A 15,196-nucleotide genomic window follows, 5' to 3' on the forward strand; every position below is an offset into this window, starting at 1 on the left:
GGAAACGGCGCCAGACTGCGCAAACCGTGCACAATGAAGCCATGTGCCTGCTCGCTCTTGGCTGGATGCACCACCCGCGGTGGCGGCTGGTGATGGCCGGCAACCGTGATGAGTTCCACGCCCGCCCGACGGCGGCGCTGGCCCCCTGGCAGGATGAGACGTCGGTCATCGGCGGTCGCGACCTGCGCTCCGGCGGAGGCTGGGCCGGGGTTGGCGCCTCGGGCCGGATGGCGGTGGTCACCAACGTCCGCGACCCGCTGGCCGCCCAGACCGGCCCGTCGCGGGGCGCGCTGGTGGCCGACTTCCTGCGCGGCCGCGAGCCGGCGGCCGTGCATATCGACCGCTTGGCGACCGTGGCTGGCGCCTACGCCCCGTTCAATCTCCTGCTGGCCGATAGCGACAGCCTGGAGTACCTGGGCAACCATCCCGCCGAACGGCAGACCCTCGGTCCGGGCGTTCACGGCATGTCCAACGGCGCGCTGGACGCCCCCTGGCCGAAGACCCGGCGGCTGATGGCGGCCCTTGAAGCCTGGCTGCAGGAAGACGGGGTCAGAGCCCTTTCGCAGCGCGAAAGGGATCTGACCCCGCTCTGGGCCGCCCTGGCCGACGAACACCGCCCCGCCGACAGCGACCTGCCCGACACCGGCATCGGCCTGGAGCGCGAGCGCTGGCTGAGCCCGGCCTTCATCCGCGGCGACGACTACGGCACCCGTGCCAGCACCGTGCTGCTGATCGATGGCGACGGCCACGGCGAGATCCACGAGCGCCGCTTCGGCCCGCAGGGTGTCCCCAGCGGACAGAGCCACGTCATTTTCTGACGCGGTCATGACGGCCCTTGGCCGGATGCTCTTGGCGGGGGGGGGTAGTGCCGGCCGCTGGCCGGATTCGGTTGCCAGCGTGGTAGTGCCGGCCGCTGGCCGGATTCGATTTGCCAGCGTGGTAGTGCCGGCCGCTGGCCGGCAGCGCTGCGATGTCTGGACAGACAGGACGTTGCCGGCCAGCGGCCGGCACTACCCGCACGCGTGTCGTCATTGAAGTGACGGTCGTCGTCAGCGCACCACGCCTGAAACGTCATTCAGCTTCCAGCGCCGACCGCGATCCGCCCGTGCCACAGGGTTCCAGCATCGCAGCCGGCCCACTGTGTCCTTTTCGCATTCGGCACTGTGTCTATAAATGTCGGCCCTCACCTCCCAGGGTGGTCGCGCCCGGCCTTTCGCCGCGCGATCGACCGCAACCACAAGGAGGCCCCATGCGCCGCATCCTCATCCTGCTCGCCACCCACCTGCTCACCCTCGGCCTGGGCTTCGGCCTGGGCGTCTACCTTCTGCCGATCCTGATCGCCCCCGATGACCCGCCGGTGGAACAGGTACAGGCCGCCATGAAAGACGCCGCCTACCGCACCACCTTCCGCCGCGACCTGAAGGGCAGCGACGCAGTGCACTGGGCCGAAGGCAAGGTCAGTGTCAGCGCCACCCAGGTCGCCTTCGACGGGAAGATGGGACCGGGCCCGGATTACAAGGTGTACCTGGTCCGCGACTTCGTCGACAACAAGGCCGACTTCCTGAAGATCAAGGCGCAGGCCCAGCGCATCGGCGAAGTGAAGACCTTCAACCGCTTCCTGGTCGAGGTGCCCGCGAACGTGGATGTGGACGACTACACCACCGTCGTGGTGTGGTGCGAGCGCTTCTCGCAGTTCATCTCCGCCGGGCAGTACCGTACGCCGGGCTGAGGACCGCGCGACGTCGAGGTAGTGCCGGCCGCTGGCCGGCAGCACTCTGTCCGCCGCTGCGGGCATCGTGAAGCTGCCGGCCAGCGCCCGGCACTACCGATGCGCGGTTCATGCATATCGAAGAAAGAGGCGGAGCCGGCCGATAAGCCGGGTTCTGTCGTGGACAGTCATTCCTCTAGGCGTTACGTCACCGCAACGCTCAAGCAACCTACCCGGATCCAACGCGGGCCGCGCCAAAGGATCCCTATTTGGTCTTGCTCCAGGTGGGGTTTGCCGTGCCGGTCTGTTGCCAGACTCGCGGTGCGCTCTTACCGCACCATTTCACCCTTACCGGCCTTCCGAAGAAGACGTAGGCGGTATCTTTCTGTTGCACTTTCCGTCGGCTTGCGCCGCCCAGGCGTTACCTGGCACCTTGCCCTATGGAGCCCGGACTTTCCTCGGCACCCCCGAAGGGATGACGCGACTGTCTGGCCGACTCCGCCAGCGCGTATTCTAGCGTACGCACGCCCTTCCTGCCGTGCCGATCGCGGCGTCCGGTTCAACCTTCCACGCGTGGCGTGGCTCTAGCGGCCCTTCGCCCTCGCCATCACCGCCGCCCGCGACTCCAGCACCACCCCGACGATCAATTCCCGCACCTGCGGTTGCGAACCGTCCCATTCAATGCGGCGGACGCGCACGTCCACGCGATCGCCCGGCGCGTGGGCCTTCAACGCTTGGCCGATACCGAAGACGGTCTTCACTCGGGTACCCGCCACGGCCAGCACCTCATCCCCCTTGCGCAGGCCGGCGCGATGGGCCGGACCTTCGTCAGGCTCGGATTCGATCACGGTCGCGCCCCCCATTTGAACGCCGAGTACCGGGCGCAGCGCATCGCTACGCGAATCCCCTTCCCCGGCCTGCTCGCGCGCCAATTCGGTGGCGCCCAGCAGTGCATCGTCCAACCCCGCATCGAAATACGGCGCGTTGTCCACGAATGCGGCGCATTGCCACGACGCGCGCTCGGGCACCGGCTCGCGCCCCGCACGAAGGGCCTGCCGCAGGTCGCGCCATTGCGCTGCGCTGACGTACCGCTGCTGGCTGTTCACCAATTGCTGGTAGGCCGCCTCGATCTGTGCGTGGTTATCGGCCCCCACCTGCAGACATCCCTCGTAGTTCTCCAACGCGTCACGTGCCGCGCGATAGGTCAGGTAATTGCTGTAATCGCGGACCGACTGCAGCCGATTGAATTCGACCAACCCCGGATCGAACAGCAGGTAGCCAACATAGTCCGGACCCAGATCGGCTTCGGTAATGGCCGCAGGTGGCGGCCCTTCAGCTGCAGGAGCTGGCACGTCGGCCAGAGCGAACAACAGGAACAGTCCCTTTTCCAGCATCTGTCTTCCCTCCCTCAAGTAAATTTGAGAGCTTCACTCCTTCACCTCCGGAATTCCGCCGCTCATTCGTATTGCAGCGTCCCAGGCTGTGAATGACCATGCAGCCTGCACGCTTTTCAGGACTTTTCGTCCAGCTCCCGGCGAAGATCGTCAACCCATCGCTTTCTGCTGCTACGGTCATACTCGGCCGGCGAGAACGGCATCGACGCACGCGCATAATCGTCGATCAGTGCCAGCAGCGCCTGCCTGTCGACACGCGCGTCGAGAGGAGTGTGGGTGTCACTGGCGAGTGCGACCAGTTGTTCCTGGAGCAGCTCCTTTCTTGCGATGCCGGCGCCGGTGGACGGATCTGCGATACACAGACCGAAGGTCCCGTTGAAGAAGTGCGGGAGCAGCAGTTGCGCCTTGTCGTGCGCAGCGTTGGCATCCCCAAGCACGGCTGTCATGTAGCCCTCGAGCTCCTGCAGCAGAACGTCGACGACAGCCGCCCGCTCACTGCCCGGTGGTGCATGATCGGCAATGCGTATCCAGCGTGCGCAATCGGTACGGAAGTACTCCCCCACAAGGTCTTCGCTGATGGGAATGGAGCCGAACACTGCAGATCGGATGGTGCCACCTTCGCAAGTGTAGGTGGGCTGCGGCACCGCGCCCACTGCAATCAGGTGACTGAGTCTTTCTTCTGACACATTGCAGAATGCGGCGAACGCATCCTTTGGCAGGAAATGAGCTTGAAGGTAGGCTGTCAATGCCATCTCGAACAATTACTCCCAAGGGGGGGGATGAAGAGGCGTGTGCAGGGGCGTCTTCGTCCAGGACAGACATCCCGAGCACCGGTCCTCACGCCTCAGAGGCCGCGGAAATGGGGTCACACTACGGAAACCCTTCCGCATCGGGAGTATCCGCACGGGCTCGACTGATCTCAATGTCGCTCTGCAGGACGTCCCCTAATACCCAAGGCTGCTGGCTTCGTACGATCATCAGTGGGTCGGTCGTTGCTGCTCATCACGACATTGTCCGTCCCCGGATTCGTCCCTCAGCCGCGCACGTGGGCACGTTCACGCGCCAGAGGTTGGCGCCCCTCCGGCGGATCCGAACCGTTTCGCATTTCGCGCCGCGCGCTCCGGGACATGGCCCGGAGCGATCCATCAACTGCCGTACAACGCCTTGCGCGGCGCACCGGTCAGTTCCGCGGCCAGCTTCGCGGCGGTCGACGGCGGCAGGTGCTCGCTCAGCTTCGCGTAGACGCGGCGGCCGTGTGCCAGCTGCGCTTCCTCATCATCGCCGGCGCCCTGCACCATCACCACGAACTCGCCCTTGCGCTGGTTCTCGTCGGCCTCGACCTTCGCCAGCAGGCCCGCCAGGTCGCCATCAAGCACGGTCTCGAACAGCTTGGTCAGCTCGCGGGCCAGCACCGCCGGGCGCTCGCCGCCGAAGATCGCCGCCATGTCGGCCAGCGATTCGGCGATGCGGTGCGAGGATTCGTAGAACACCATCGTGCGCACTTCGCCGGCCAGCGCCTGCAGGCGGTCGCGGCGGCCGCTGGCCTTGGCCGGCAGGAAGCCCTCGAAACTGAAACGGTCGCTGGGCAGGCCGGCCACGCTCAGTGCGGCGATGGCGGCGCAGGCGCCGGGCACCGGGCTGACCTTGATGCCCGCCGCGCGCGCGGCACGCACCAGGCGGAACCCCGGATCGCTGACCAGCGGCGTACCGGCGTCACTGACCAGCGCCAGCGACTCGCCGGCCTGCAGGCGCGACACCAGCCGCTGCGCCAGCGCCTCCTCGTTGTGTTCGTGCAGGGCCACCAGCGGCTGCTGGATGCCGAAATGGGACAGCAGCTGGCCGCTGCGGCGGGTGTCCTCGGCACAGATGGCCGCCACCGAGCGCAGCACCTCCTGCGCGCGCGGGCTCAGATCGGCCAGGTTGCCGATCGGGGTGGCGACGACGTACAGGGTTGGGACACTCATTTCAGCGGTACTCACGGGGCAAGGGTAGAATCGTAGCGTGTACCCGGCCAAGGCCGCTGCCCTCATCGCATGGACCCGATCATGAACAAGCCCGCCGCACGGATCTCCGCCCTGTCGTTGTCGCTGATGCTGCTGGCCGGTTGTGCCACCACCAGCCTGACCAGCACCCCCGATTCGCCGGCCCAGGGCCAGGCGCTGGCGCTGATCGAACAGGGCAAGCCGCGCGACGCCGCACTGCAGCTGGAAGGCCTGGCCGCCACGCTGCGTGGCGGTGCCCGCAGCAACGCACTGGCCGATGCGGCCTGGGCCTGGCACCTCGCCGGTGACAGTTCCCGCGCGCGCAGCCTGCTCGGCCAGCTCACCGCCCGCCAGCTGTCCGGCGCCAGCCTGCAGCGCTACCAGCTGACCAGTGCCGAGCTGGCCCTGGCCGACAAGCAGCCGGCGCAGGCGCTGGCCCTGCTGAAGGACCATGGCGACAACGTGCTGCCGGCCCTGCGTACGCGCTGGTACCTGGCCCGTGCCGGCGCCCTGCAGGGCACCGGCGATGCCTTCGGCGCCGCCACCGAGCGCGCCCGCGCCCATGCCAGCCTGACCGGCAGTGCGCGCAGCGATAACCAGGCCGCCATTGCCGGCCTGCTCGGCACCCTCGACGACGCCACCCTGCGCAGCCGCGCCGCCGCCCTGCCGGCCAACGACCCGCTCTACAACTTTGCCGGCCGCGCACTGATCGCGCGTGGCCTGCCGCTGCCGCGCCCGTTCGACCGCGATGGCGCGGCCCAGTTCGACACCAGCAAGCGCCCGCCGGCGATGAGCGACGGTTACCGCCCGCCGGCCAAGCTGGCCGTGCTGCTGCCGCTCAGCGGCCGCCTGGCCACCGCCGCACAGCCGGTGCGCGATGGCCTGTTGAGCGCCTACTACGGTGAAAGCCGCCGCCGCCCGGACATCAACTTCTTCGACACCGCCGGCACCCCGGCCGGTGCCCTCGCCGCCTACGACAAGGCCGTTGCCTCCGGTGCCGACTTCGTGGTCGGCCCGCTGGGCCGCGACGAAGTGGACGCGGTGTACGGCCGCCAGCAGCTGCAGGTGCCGGTGCTGGCCCTGAACCGTGGCAAGGACGCACCGCCGGCCGGCAGCGCCGGTTTCTCGCTGGCACCGGAAGACGATGGCATCGTCGCGGCCGAGTACCTGCGCGGCCGCGAGCGCGGCAAGGCGCTGGTGATCAACAGCGCCGACGACACCGGCCGCCGTGCCGCCGCCGCCTTCGCCCAGCGTTTCGCCCAGCGCGGTGGCCAGGTCGTGGCCACGGTCGGCGTCAGCGATGCGGTGGGCGACGTCAGCGCCCAGGTGCGCAACGCCGGCCAGGTCGATGCCGTGTTCCTCGCCGTGCGTGCGCCGCAGGCCCGCCTGCTGGCGCCGCAGCTGGCGCTGGCCGGTGCCGGTGGCGCGACCCGCGTCGGCACCTCGCAGCTGACCGTCGGCAGCGGCAAGGTGGAAGAAGACGTGGCGCTGGACGGCATCGTCTACCCGAACGAAGCCTGGAACGTGCGCAGCGTGTCCGGCCTGCCGTCGGCCAGCCAGGTGGCCAGCACCCTGCCAAGCGCACGCGGTGCGGCCGGCCGCCTGTTCGCCTTCGGTGCCGACGCGTGGAAGATCACCGCCTACCTGGACAAGCTGTCCAACGAAGGCGGCCTGGACGGTGCCACCGGCACCCTGTTCCTGGACAGCAATGGCAACATCCTGCGCCAGCCGGCATGGTCGACCTTCAGTGGCGGCCGGCCGATGCCGATCGTCGGTGGTCGCTGAGCGCAGCCAACGGGGCTCGGCGGTGGAAGCCGCCGCCGAGCAGCACCTGCAACTGGCCGGACTGCGGCCGCGTGCACGCAACGTGCGCTATCGCGGCGGTGAACTGGACCTGGTGATGGACGATGCCGGCACCGTGGTGTTCGTGGAAGTGCGCTACCGTGCGCGATCGGATTTCGGCGGTGGCGCCGCTTCGGTCGATGCGCGCAAATGCCGGCGCCTGGCGCATGCCGCGCAGCTGTACCTGCAGGACCACCCGGCGCTGGCCAATGCGCCCTGCCGCTTCGATGTGGTCGAGGCCACCGGCGAGCCGCCGCAGCTGCATTGGCTGCGGGATGCGTTCCGATTGGATGACTGCTGATGGTTACTCTTTGCCGGCCAGCGGCCGGCACTACCCGTCGGACCTGCAGCCGGCCAGCGGCCGGCACTACCCGTCGGGCCTGCAGCCGGCCAGCGGCCGGCACGACCATGGTGCGTGACTGATGCCGTCGATCATGACCCATGCCGCGGTGCCGCTGGCGCTGTGGTGCGCCGCTGATCGTGGCCGCATCCCACCACGCCTGCTGGCGGCCGGCGTGATCGCAGCGATGCTGCCCGATGCCGATGTACTGGCCTTCGCGCTGCATATTCCCTATGCGGATGCCTTCGGCCATCGCGGCGCCAGCCATTCACTGCTGTTTGCCAGCGTGCTGGCGGCATTGGCCGCGGTGTTGGCGTTCTTGGGTAGTCGCCGACCTTGGTCGGCGGTTTCGTGCCAACCAAGGTTGGCACCTGCCAAGGCAGGGCCAACGGTGGCATCGACCGTACAAGCCGCTGTATTCGTCTTCGTATGCGCGGCCAGCCATCCCTTGCTCGATGCGATGACCTCCGGTGGCCTCGGCGTCGCGCTGGCCTGGCCGTGGAGTGAACAACGCTTCTTCGCACCGTGGCGACCGATCCGGGTTTCACCGTTTGCCCCGCAATTCTTCAGCGCGCGCGGCCTGGCTACCCTGCTCTCCGAACTGCGCTGGGTGTGGCTGCCGCTCGCCGGCGCCGTTGTCGCCTGGAAACTGATCCAACCCGCTCCTGCTGCCCCGCGAGATCCGTCATGAGTACCGCACTGCCTGCTGCCCTGGTTGCCGAACTGTCCGCCCTGCTGGGCGCGGAGGGCTGGCGCATGGATGACAGCGCGCTGGAGGCCAACGCGCAGGACAACTCATGGCGCCGCCAGCGCCCGGCGGCGGTGGCACTGCCGGCCGACATCGAACAGGTGCAGGCACTGGTGCGCGCCTGCCGCGTGCATGGAGTGGCCCTGGTCGCGCGCGGTGCCGGCACCGGCACCACCGGCGCCGCCGTCCCACAACCGGGCAGCATCGTGCTGTCGTTCACCCGCATGGACCGCATCATCGAGATCCGCGCCGGTGATCGCTGCGCAGTCGTGCAGCCGGGCGTGCTCAATGGCACCCTGCAGCAGGCCCTGGCCCCGCACGGCCTGTTCTGGGCACCGGATCCTTCCAGCGCGGAGATCTGCAGCATCGGCGGCAACCTGGCCTGCAATGCGGGCGGCCCGCGCGCGGTGAAGTACGGCACCAGCCGCGACAACGTGCTGGGCCTGGTGGCGGTGACCGGCACCGGCGAGGTGATCCGTTGCGGTGGTGCCTACACGAAGGACGCCACCGGCTACGACCTCACCCATCTGCTGGTGGGCAGCGAAGGCACGCTGGCACTGATCGTGGAAGCCACGCTGAAGCTGACCCCGTTGCCGGTCAGCCAAGCCGGGCTGCGCGTGCTGTACCGCGATGCCGATGCCGCCGCCGCCGCCGTATCACGCTTGATGTCGCAGCCTGTTGTGCCGACCCGCCTGGAGTTCATGGACGCGCGCAGCCTGGAACTGCTGCGACTCAATGGTGCTGACGTGCCGGAGGCCGGTGCGATGCTGCTGGTCGAGGCCGATGGCGACCACGACACCCTGCCCTATCTGCTGCAGGCCCTGGCCAGCGCCGCCGAAGGCGAGGGCATGATCGAACTGGACGTGGCGATGGAAGGCCGAGCGCGCGACCAGTTGTGGGCGGCGCGCAAGGCACTGTCGCCTGCGCTGCGCAGCGTGGCGCCGGGCAAGATCAATGAAGACGTAGTGGTCCCGGTGTCGCGCATTCCGGAGCTGGTGGCCGGCGTGCAGGCGCTGGCACGCGACTACACGCTGACCATCGTCACCTTCGGCCATGCTGGCAATGGCAACCTGCACGTCAACATCCTCTACCACCCGGACGATGCCGACGAGAACGCACGCGCGCAGGCCGCGCTGCCAAAGATCTTCGCGCTGACGCTGGCGCTGGGTGGCACGCTGTCGGGCGAACACGGCATTGGCCTGGCCAAGCGCGATTTCATGGCGCAGGCCTTCACCCCGGAAACGCTGGCGACGATGCGCGCGATCAAGGCCGCGCTGGACCCGGACGGCATTCTCAACCCGGGCAAGGTGCTGCCGGCGGCATAGACCGAACGCTCTCCTGCAGAGCCGGGCCGTGCCCGGCTGCTCTCCCTCCAGATCGCACAAGCCGAGCTTGGGCTCGGCGCTACACCGTCTTGTCGGCTGCGATATCGATCAGGGTCTGCCGGAAGCTGGGCAGCAGCACGCGGTTGCCATGGCCACTCAGGTGATCGTTGTCGAAGAACAGCGGTTCGCCCTCTTCCACCGCCGAACAGGTCTGCGGCCCGCACAGCAGCGGCAGCGGATCCCATACGGTCAGTGAAGGGTAACGTGCCGCCAGGTCATCCAGCAGTGCCATCTGCGGCACGCGCAGCATTTCCAGATCCGCACGCGGCATGCTCAGACCGCCGGCACACGCCGGATTGCGGCGGTTGAACCAGTCCGAACAGCGGTACGCACCGGCCTTGAACAATGGCAGCGGTGCATCGATCACCACGTGTACGCCCAGCTTCTGCAAACGCCCCAGCACGCGATCGGCTTCGTCGCGTGCCGCCTGTGCATGCGCCGGCGTGCGCTCGGCCAGCAGCTGTTGATAGATCGGCTGTGCGTCCTGCTGCTGCCAGTCGAAGCCGCGCAGTTCCGGCATGCGCAAGGCCGCCAGCAGCACGATGTCACCCGGGCGCGCCTCGCGTTCGATGGTCGACAATGTGTCTTCAATGAAGTCCTGGCAGTCGGCCGGGCTGGCCCGCAGCAGGTTGACGAAGCTGCAGCCGCCGCGATCCTGCTGGCGCACCTCCATGCCGGTCTGCCGCGCGACCATGCTGGTCATGGTGCGATACGCCGCCGCGTGCGAATCACCGGCCACGAACAGGCGCCGCCCTTCGAGCGCCGGCGCACGCACCGGCTCCAGCGGGCGCCACGCGGGGTAGCGGCGCGCCTGCCATGCGTAGCCGTCGCGGGTGACGCTGAGCGAGACCTGCTCGTGGTACTCCACCGTGGCCCAGGCGCCGGCACCGCACAGCGCCACCAGCGGAAACGCCATCGCCAGCACCTTGGCCGGTGCCAGCCGCAGCAGCGGCGCCGCAGTGCGCAGCGGGCGCTCGATGACGTGGTAGGACGCGGCCGACACCGCCAGCAGCAGCACCGGATACAGCCACAGCGCGACGCCATGCAGGCCATACGTCCAGCGCAGCAGCACCAGCAGCGGCCAATGCCACAGGTACAGCGAATAGGACAGCCGGCCCAGGTAGGCCAGCGGTGCGCAGCCCAGCGCACCGGCGATGCGCGATCTCCCCGCTGTCGACACGCTCGCCAACAACAGCAGGGTACCGGCCACGGCGGCCAGCACACCCGGTACTGGCATCGCCAGCTGCGGGGCAATCACCACGCCTGCGGCCAGCAGCGCCAGCCCGGCCACTGCAACCGCGTCACCGTTCCGGCCCGGTGTACGCGTACGCATCCACTGGTACAGCAGCGCGCCCGCGGCCAGCTCCCAGAACCGCGCCGGCAGCAGATAGAACGCTGCCGCCGGTGCCGTTTGCGCCTGCCAGCCCGCCCACGCCAGCGACAGCACGGTGAGCACCGGCAACAACCAACGCGACCACGGCCAGCGCTCACGCCCGCGCAGCCACGCGAAGAACAACAGCGGGAAGACCAAGTAGAACTGCTCCTCCACGCCCAGCGTCCATGTATGCAGGAACGGATTGAGTTCAGCACCGGGTGAGAAGTAATCGTCCTGCTGGCCAGCCAGTACGATGTTGCTCAAGCCGACCAGCGCGGCCCAGCCGGTCTGGTCGAACTGCTCATTGCGCCACGCGCGGGGAATGAACAACGCCGACAGCACGAAGGTGGCCATCAGCATCACCAGCAGCGCCGGCAACAGGCGCAGCACGCGACGCCGGTAGAAGTCGAGCAGCATCGCGCCCAGCGACGCATGGGTGCGCGAGGCCAGCGACTGGCTGATCACGAAGCCGGACACCACGAAGAACAGGTCCACCCCGGTGAAGCCACCGGGCAGCCAGGTGGCGTTGGTGTGGAAGAGGACGACGGCCAGCACCGCCAATGCGCGCAGGCCATCGATGGCGGCGTTGTGGGAACGTTCGGCAAGGAACACGCGGGCAACCAGAAGCGAGCAATTGGCCAGCATCGCCACCTTCGCCGCAGTCATTCAATGGTCAATTGCGACAGAGCTGGGCATCGTTCAGGTCCGGTCACAGCGCGACGCGGTTGTAGAGCCGAGCCATGCTCGACTGCCCTACCTTCATTCGGCTCCACAGCAGCAACTGGGGGTCAGAGCCCATTGCCTTGGCAATGGGATCCGACCCCGCTTCACGCGCTTACCAGGCCATGCGCAGGCCCAGCTGGCCGCCCACGTTGCGGTAGCCATGATCGCCGCGCTGCACGCTCATGCCACCCCACGCGCCCCAACGCTGGCCCAGCCTCAGCTCGGCACCGGCCTGCACTTCATAGCGGTTGCGCGGCACGTCCGCACCCAGCGTGTCACCGTTGAACCGCAACGTGCTGCTGCCGCTGCCACGCAGCCAGTTCACGCCCAGGTACGGCTGCACGGAGTTGCCGGCGGCCGTGCCATGGCCGAACACACGCACGCCCAAGCGCCCGCTCAGGCCACCGGCGTCGGCGTGGTCAATCACCGTGGCGTTGCTCTCCACGTGGCGATCGGCGCGGAAATCGACATGGCTCAGCTGCAGCTGCGGCTGCACGTACAGCGCGCTGGCGTGGCCCTGCCACACGTTGAAGGTGTAGCCGGACTCCAGTGACGCACTGGTCATGCGCGAGTCGTAATGCTCCGGCGCCAGGCCGATGCCCTGCACGCGGTTGTCGAAGCGGCCGTGCTGCAGGGCGGCGTCCACATACGCGCCTCGCGTGCCGTCCGCTTCCTGCATCCAGGTGCCGTACACACCCACCGCGCTGCCACGCACCCGGCCCTTGGCGCTGTAGCCGGTCAGATCGGACACCGCGCTGCTGTCGGCGCGGCCGCTGCCCAGCATCACACCGGCAACCGCATTGCCACGCCGCAGCAGGTCAGCACCGATCTGCAGCACCGAGGTGGTGCCATCGATCGACAGTTGGCCGCCGACCGCGCTGAAATCCGCCTGCTGCCGGCCCACGCGTGCCCAGGACTGGCGCGCGCCGCCCATCGAACGCGCGCCATTGCGCTCGTGCATGCGGTGCGCGAACAGGTTGATCGCCGCCGACTGGTTGGCCAGGTAAGCCCCCGCTTCCGGGCGCAGCACCGGCGGCGGCAGGATCGGATTGACTGGATCGACCGGGTCCAGCGGATCCACAGGGTCCGTCGGATCGATCGGATCCGGGCCAGGATCGACCGCGCATCCCGGCGCAGCCGGGTTGTCCTGGCAGACATCGAACCACTGCGAACGCAGGTACCAGTTACCATCGGAAGGATCGGCCAGGCCCCCCTGGAACAGGAAGTACTCATACGATCCGCCCACCGCGCGGCCGCTCAGTGCGTAGCTCGCCAGCGACGCGCCGTCGATCTCGATCAGCGGGATGCCATCCACCGTCGGCGCGCCCACGCCACCGATGTTCTTCACCGCGATCAGCGCGTCGCCGGAGGTGTCACCGCGCACGTGCAGGCGGTCCATCGCGCTGTCATCGCCGGCCAGCGCCCCCTGGAACAGGAACGTAGCCCCTTCGCTATGCAGGTCGCCGTCCACGGTGAGCGCATTGAAGCGACCACTGCCGTCAGACAATGCCACGCCACTGTTGAGCACCTGCAGTTCGCCCACCGTGGCGTCACCGGTCAACGTCCACTGGCTGCCGCTCTCGATGGCCATCGTCTGCACCAGATCCGACGAACCCTGCCAGAGCGATCCATTGGCCAGGCGCACATGTACGTCGGACAGCGGAACCAGCCCCGCATCCTCGTCCTCCGGCGTGAGGACGATGTCGCCCACCAGCTGCGAGCCACCGTCCAGTGCCACATCGAAGCGCCCGGCCACTGCCGCATCCAACGCCAGCGCGATGCCATTGCCGCCCGATACCACCGCTCCGTTGGACAGGATCAGGCCCGGCTCGCGGCTGCTGCGCAGCCATACGCCACCATGCTGGGCGCTCACCAGCGAGCCGCCGTCGATGCGCATCTGACCGTTGTCATTGATCACCGCCGCCCACGCGCCCTCGCCTTCGGTGCGTACATGGGTGTTGCTCAACGTCATTTCACCGGTCCCGCCAGACAGCACACCGTGCGAGTTGATGCCGGTGGTGCGCACCACGCTGTCGGCCAGATGCACGGTGCCGCCCAGTCGCGCGATCGCACCGATGGCGCCATCGCCGTCGGTCAAAATAACGCTGTCACCCACCTCGGCCAGCGGTTGCCTCCCGCTCCCTCCTTCTGCATACAGTCCGTGCCCGTTCTGGCCGCGGGCATGCAACTGGCTGGACGTAATCCGCGTCGTCCCGCCGTACAGCGCGACGGCCTGCCAACGGTTGCCCTCGGCGGTGATCTGCGAGCCCTCGATATCCAGCTCGCCTTCATTCATCAGCCGGACACCGATGCCATTGCGCGTGGTGATGGTCGATCCGACGACACTGGCGTTGCCATCACGCTGGTTGACGTCAATACCAATGCTCTCACTGCGCAACTGGCTGTTGCGCAGGGCCAGTTCAGTTCCTTCGGTCATGATGATGCCGAAGTGTCCGTAAACATCGACGCCATCGAGCAGCAGCGTCCCGCCGGAGCCCGTCGCGAAGCTGATCGCGCTGGCGTGATCCCCACCTGTGTGGATACTGCCCCCTCGCATCTCAACGTCTCCGACGACATAGAGTCCCTGGCCGGAACGCCCGTGGGTCAGGTTGATGTCCACATCCTCCAGCAGCAGCTTTCCAGTACCGGCCAGCACACCGCCTGCACCTGCACCTGTCCCGTTGATCTGAACCGAACGCAGGTGCACGTCGGCCCCGTCCTGCAGCCATGCGCCGTAGCCGTCACCGTGCATGTCGATGCGGACATGCTCCGCCGTCAAGCTGCCACCGCGCACTTCCAGACCATTGGACTGGCTACCCTTGACCTCGATGACGGCACCTTTCACATCGGCCGCCCCCCCCTGCACGAAGACACCATGCGACAAGCTACCTTGCGTGGTGATGCTGACGCGATCCAGGACCAGTTGGCCGCCCAGGGCCTCTGCCCCATTCGACACCCTGCCTTCGGTCTGGATGCGCGTGTCAACCAACTCGATATGCCCGCCATTGGCGGCAGAGACCCCCGCCGCACCCGAGCCTGTCGTCAGTATGCTGCCTTGCTGCAACGCAATCTTGCTGCCCGCATCCTCCGCCCGCGCCGCGGCGGCGCGCATGCCGTCCGTACGAAGATTGACCGCACCGGTTGGAACAATGGTGCCTCCATTGAGTGCGTGGAAGGCATAGCCAGCCGGGTTGCCAGGCTCCACCGGCTCGGTCGTGGCATAGTCGCCGGCCGCAGGCGTCTGTTCGTCACCGTCGGCGACGACCTGTTGTGCGTGCGCGGTGGAAGTGGCGGCGAGTATGGCTGTCAACGCCAGTGCCAAGGAATCGTGGCGGGGGAAGTGGTCGTGCATGGCATGTCTCTGGGGAACTGCCTTACATGCTCGGTGTCTGCAGCGCTCTCGGACATCGAATGATTTGCAGTCTGCGCAGGTGCGACCGTCTGCCGCAGTTTCATGAACGCATGCAGTTCGATGAGAGGCGGAAAGCCGGCTTTACAACTATTTGCATGGCTCCGGGGCAGGGGGAGCGCAAGACTGGGCTCATTGCAGACACGCGCTGTCGCAAAAGCCCCTATCACATCGTCTTCACGCTGCGTGCGCGTAATACGCACACGCATGAACAGGGGGTCGCTTTCACCGCAGTGCGAAGTCCAATTCGTTTCCGCCTATGAGGACCTTCCGATGCGTCATCACTACCG

Annotated in this window: 12 protein-coding genes and 1 other RNA gene; 7 read left to right on the plus strand and 6 right to left on the minus strand. The window is 67.7% G+C overall.

Features of this window, described 5'->3' with window-relative positions; all coding sequences use genetic code 11:
* The first annotated feature begins 41 nt into the window (after positions 1 to 41).
* Together AC5P9C_RS07680 and AC5P9C_RS07685 are read left to right on the plus strand one after the other, a co-directional pair.
* Complete coding sequence (locus tag AC5P9C_RS07680) at positions 42 to 818, plus strand: NRDE family protein (RefSeq protein ID WP_049468238.1); 777 nt, start codon at positions 42 to 44, stop codon at positions 816 to 818.
* 431 nt (positions 819 to 1,249) lie between these two features.
* Entirely contained in the window at positions 1,250 to 1,729 is a 480-nt protein-coding gene (locus AC5P9C_RS07685; protein ID WP_053505691.1) for a DM13 domain-containing protein, read from the plus strand.
* 127 nt (positions 1,730 to 1,856) lie between these two features.
* Here AC5P9C_RS07685 and rnpB read toward each other — a convergent pair.
* The 4 genes from rnpB to rsmI form a co-directional block, all read right to left on the minus strand.
* Positions 1,857 to 2,208: RNase P RNA component class A (gene rnpB, locus AC5P9C_RS07690), an RNA gene on the minus strand.
* Between the two features lie 84 nt (positions 2,209 to 2,292).
* Entirely contained in the window at positions 2,293 to 3,102 is an 810-nt protein-coding gene (locus AC5P9C_RS07695; RefSeq protein ID WP_103282801.1) for a PDZ domain-containing protein, read from the minus strand.
* A gap of 116 nt (positions 3,103 to 3,218) precedes the next feature.
* Complete coding sequence (locus tag AC5P9C_RS07700) at positions 3,219 to 3,854, minus strand: DUF6058 family natural product biosynthesis protein (RefSeq protein ID WP_146038150.1); 636 nt, start codon at positions 3,852 to 3,854, stop codon at positions 3,219 to 3,221.
* A 393-nt stretch (positions 3,855 to 4,247) separates the two neighbouring features.
* Complete coding sequence (rsmI, locus tag AC5P9C_RS07705) at positions 4,248 to 5,066, minus strand: 16S rRNA (cytidine(1402)-2'-O)-methyltransferase (RefSeq protein ID WP_019661063.1); 819 nt, start codon at positions 5,064 to 5,066, stop codon at positions 4,248 to 4,250.
* Positions 5,067 to 5,147: 81 nt separating this feature from the next.
* Between rsmI and AC5P9C_RS07710 the strand changes: the two genes are divergently transcribed.
* The 4 genes from AC5P9C_RS07710 to AC5P9C_RS07725 all read left to right on the plus strand — a co-directional run bounded on the left by AC5P9C_RS07710 (position 5,148) and on the right by AC5P9C_RS07725 (position 9,339).
* Complete coding sequence (locus AC5P9C_RS07710; RefSeq protein ID WP_343542580.1) at positions 5,148 to 6,869, plus strand: penicillin-binding protein activator; 1,722 nt, start codon at positions 5,148 to 5,150, stop codon at positions 6,867 to 6,869.
* The gene (locus AC5P9C_RS07715) at positions 6,859 to 7,227 is read left to right on the plus strand and encodes a YraN family protein (RefSeq protein WP_057494395.1); all 369 of its coding nucleotides are present in this window, start codon (positions 6,859 to 6,861) and stop codon (positions 7,225 to 7,227) included. Before AC5P9C_RS07710 ends, AC5P9C_RS07715 begins: the two co-directional genes overlap by 11 nt.
* A gap of 121 nt (positions 7,228 to 7,348) precedes the next feature.
* On the plus strand, positions 7,349 to 7,957 hold the full coding sequence (locus tag AC5P9C_RS07720; protein WP_103282803.1) for a metal-dependent hydrolase: 609 nt from the start codon (positions 7,349 to 7,351) through the stop codon (positions 7,955 to 7,957).
* Positions 7,954 to 9,339, plus strand: coding sequence for an FAD-binding oxidoreductase (locus tag AC5P9C_RS07725; protein WP_343540826.1), 1,386 nt, complete (start codon positions 7,954 to 7,956; stop codon positions 9,337 to 9,339). Before AC5P9C_RS07720 ends, AC5P9C_RS07725 begins: the two co-directional genes overlap by 4 nt.
* A 79-nt stretch (positions 9,340 to 9,418) precedes the next feature.
* Here AC5P9C_RS07725 and AC5P9C_RS07730 read toward each other — a convergent pair whose 3' ends face one another.
* Positions 9,419 to 11,440 (minus strand): acyltransferase family protein, encoded by a 2,022-nt coding sequence (locus AC5P9C_RS07730; RefSeq protein ID WP_343540828.1) that lies wholly within the window; start codon positions 11,438 to 11,440, stop codon positions 9,419 to 9,421.
* 169 nt (positions 11,441 to 11,609) lie between these two features.
* Positions 11,610 to 13,934: an autotransporter family protein gene (locus AC5P9C_RS07735; protein WP_414615180.1), complete on the minus strand. Its 2,325-nt coding sequence runs from the start codon at positions 13,932 to 13,934 to the stop codon at positions 11,610 to 11,612.
* A gap of 12 nt (positions 13,935 to 13,946) precedes the next feature.
* On the opposite strand from AC5P9C_RS07735, the gene AC5P9C_RS07740 reads away from it, so the two are divergent.
* The gene (locus AC5P9C_RS07740) at positions 13,947 to 14,912 is read left to right on the plus strand and encodes a hypothetical protein (protein WP_414615179.1); all 966 of its coding nucleotides are present in this window, start codon (positions 13,947 to 13,949) and stop codon (positions 14,910 to 14,912) included.
* Positions 14,913 to 15,196 lie beyond the last annotated feature (284 nt).

Source organism: Stenotrophomonas sp. YJH_SMC_10 (assembly GCF_059371555.1).

Bases quoted from the DNA above. Each gene is read 5' to 3' on its own strand.
- AC5P9C_RS07730 (WP_343540828.1), bottom strand. From the start codon at position 11,440: ATGACTGCGGCGAAGGTGGCGATGCTGGCCAATTGCTCGCTTCTGGTT.
- AC5P9C_RS07735 (WP_414615180.1), bottom strand. From the start codon at position 13,934: ATGACCGAAGGAACTGAACTGGCCCTGCGCAACAGCCAGTTGCGCAGT.
- AC5P9C_RS07700 (WP_146038150.1), bottom strand. From the start codon at position 3,854: ATGGCATTGACAGCCTACCTTCAAGCTCATTTCCTGCCAAAGGATGCG.
- rsmI (WP_019661063.1), bottom strand. From the start codon at position 5,066: ATGAGTGTCCCAACCCTGTACGTCGTCGCCACCCCGATCGGCAACCTG.
- AC5P9C_RS07685 (WP_053505691.1), top strand. From the start codon at position 1,250: ATGCGCCGCATCCTCATCCTGCTCGCCACCCACCTGCTCACCCTCGGC.
- AC5P9C_RS07720 (WP_103282803.1), top strand. From the start codon at position 7,349: ATGCCGTCGATCATGACCCATGCCGCGGTGCCGCTGGCGCTGTGGTGC.
- AC5P9C_RS07710 (WP_343542580.1), top strand. From the start codon at position 5,148: ATGAACAAGCCCGCCGCACGGATCTCCGCCCTGTCGTTGTCGCTGATG.
- AC5P9C_RS07680 (WP_049468238.1), top strand. From the start codon at position 42: ATGTGCCTGCTCGCTCTTGGCTGGATGCACCACCCGCGGTGGCGGCTG.
- AC5P9C_RS07695 (WP_103282801.1), bottom strand. From the start codon at position 3,102: ATGCTGGAAAAGGGACTGTTCCTGTTGTTCGCTCTGGCCGACGTGCCA.
- AC5P9C_RS07725 (WP_343540826.1), top strand. From the start codon at position 7,954: ATGAGTACCGCACTGCCTGCTGCCCTGGTTGCCGAACTGTCCGCCCTG.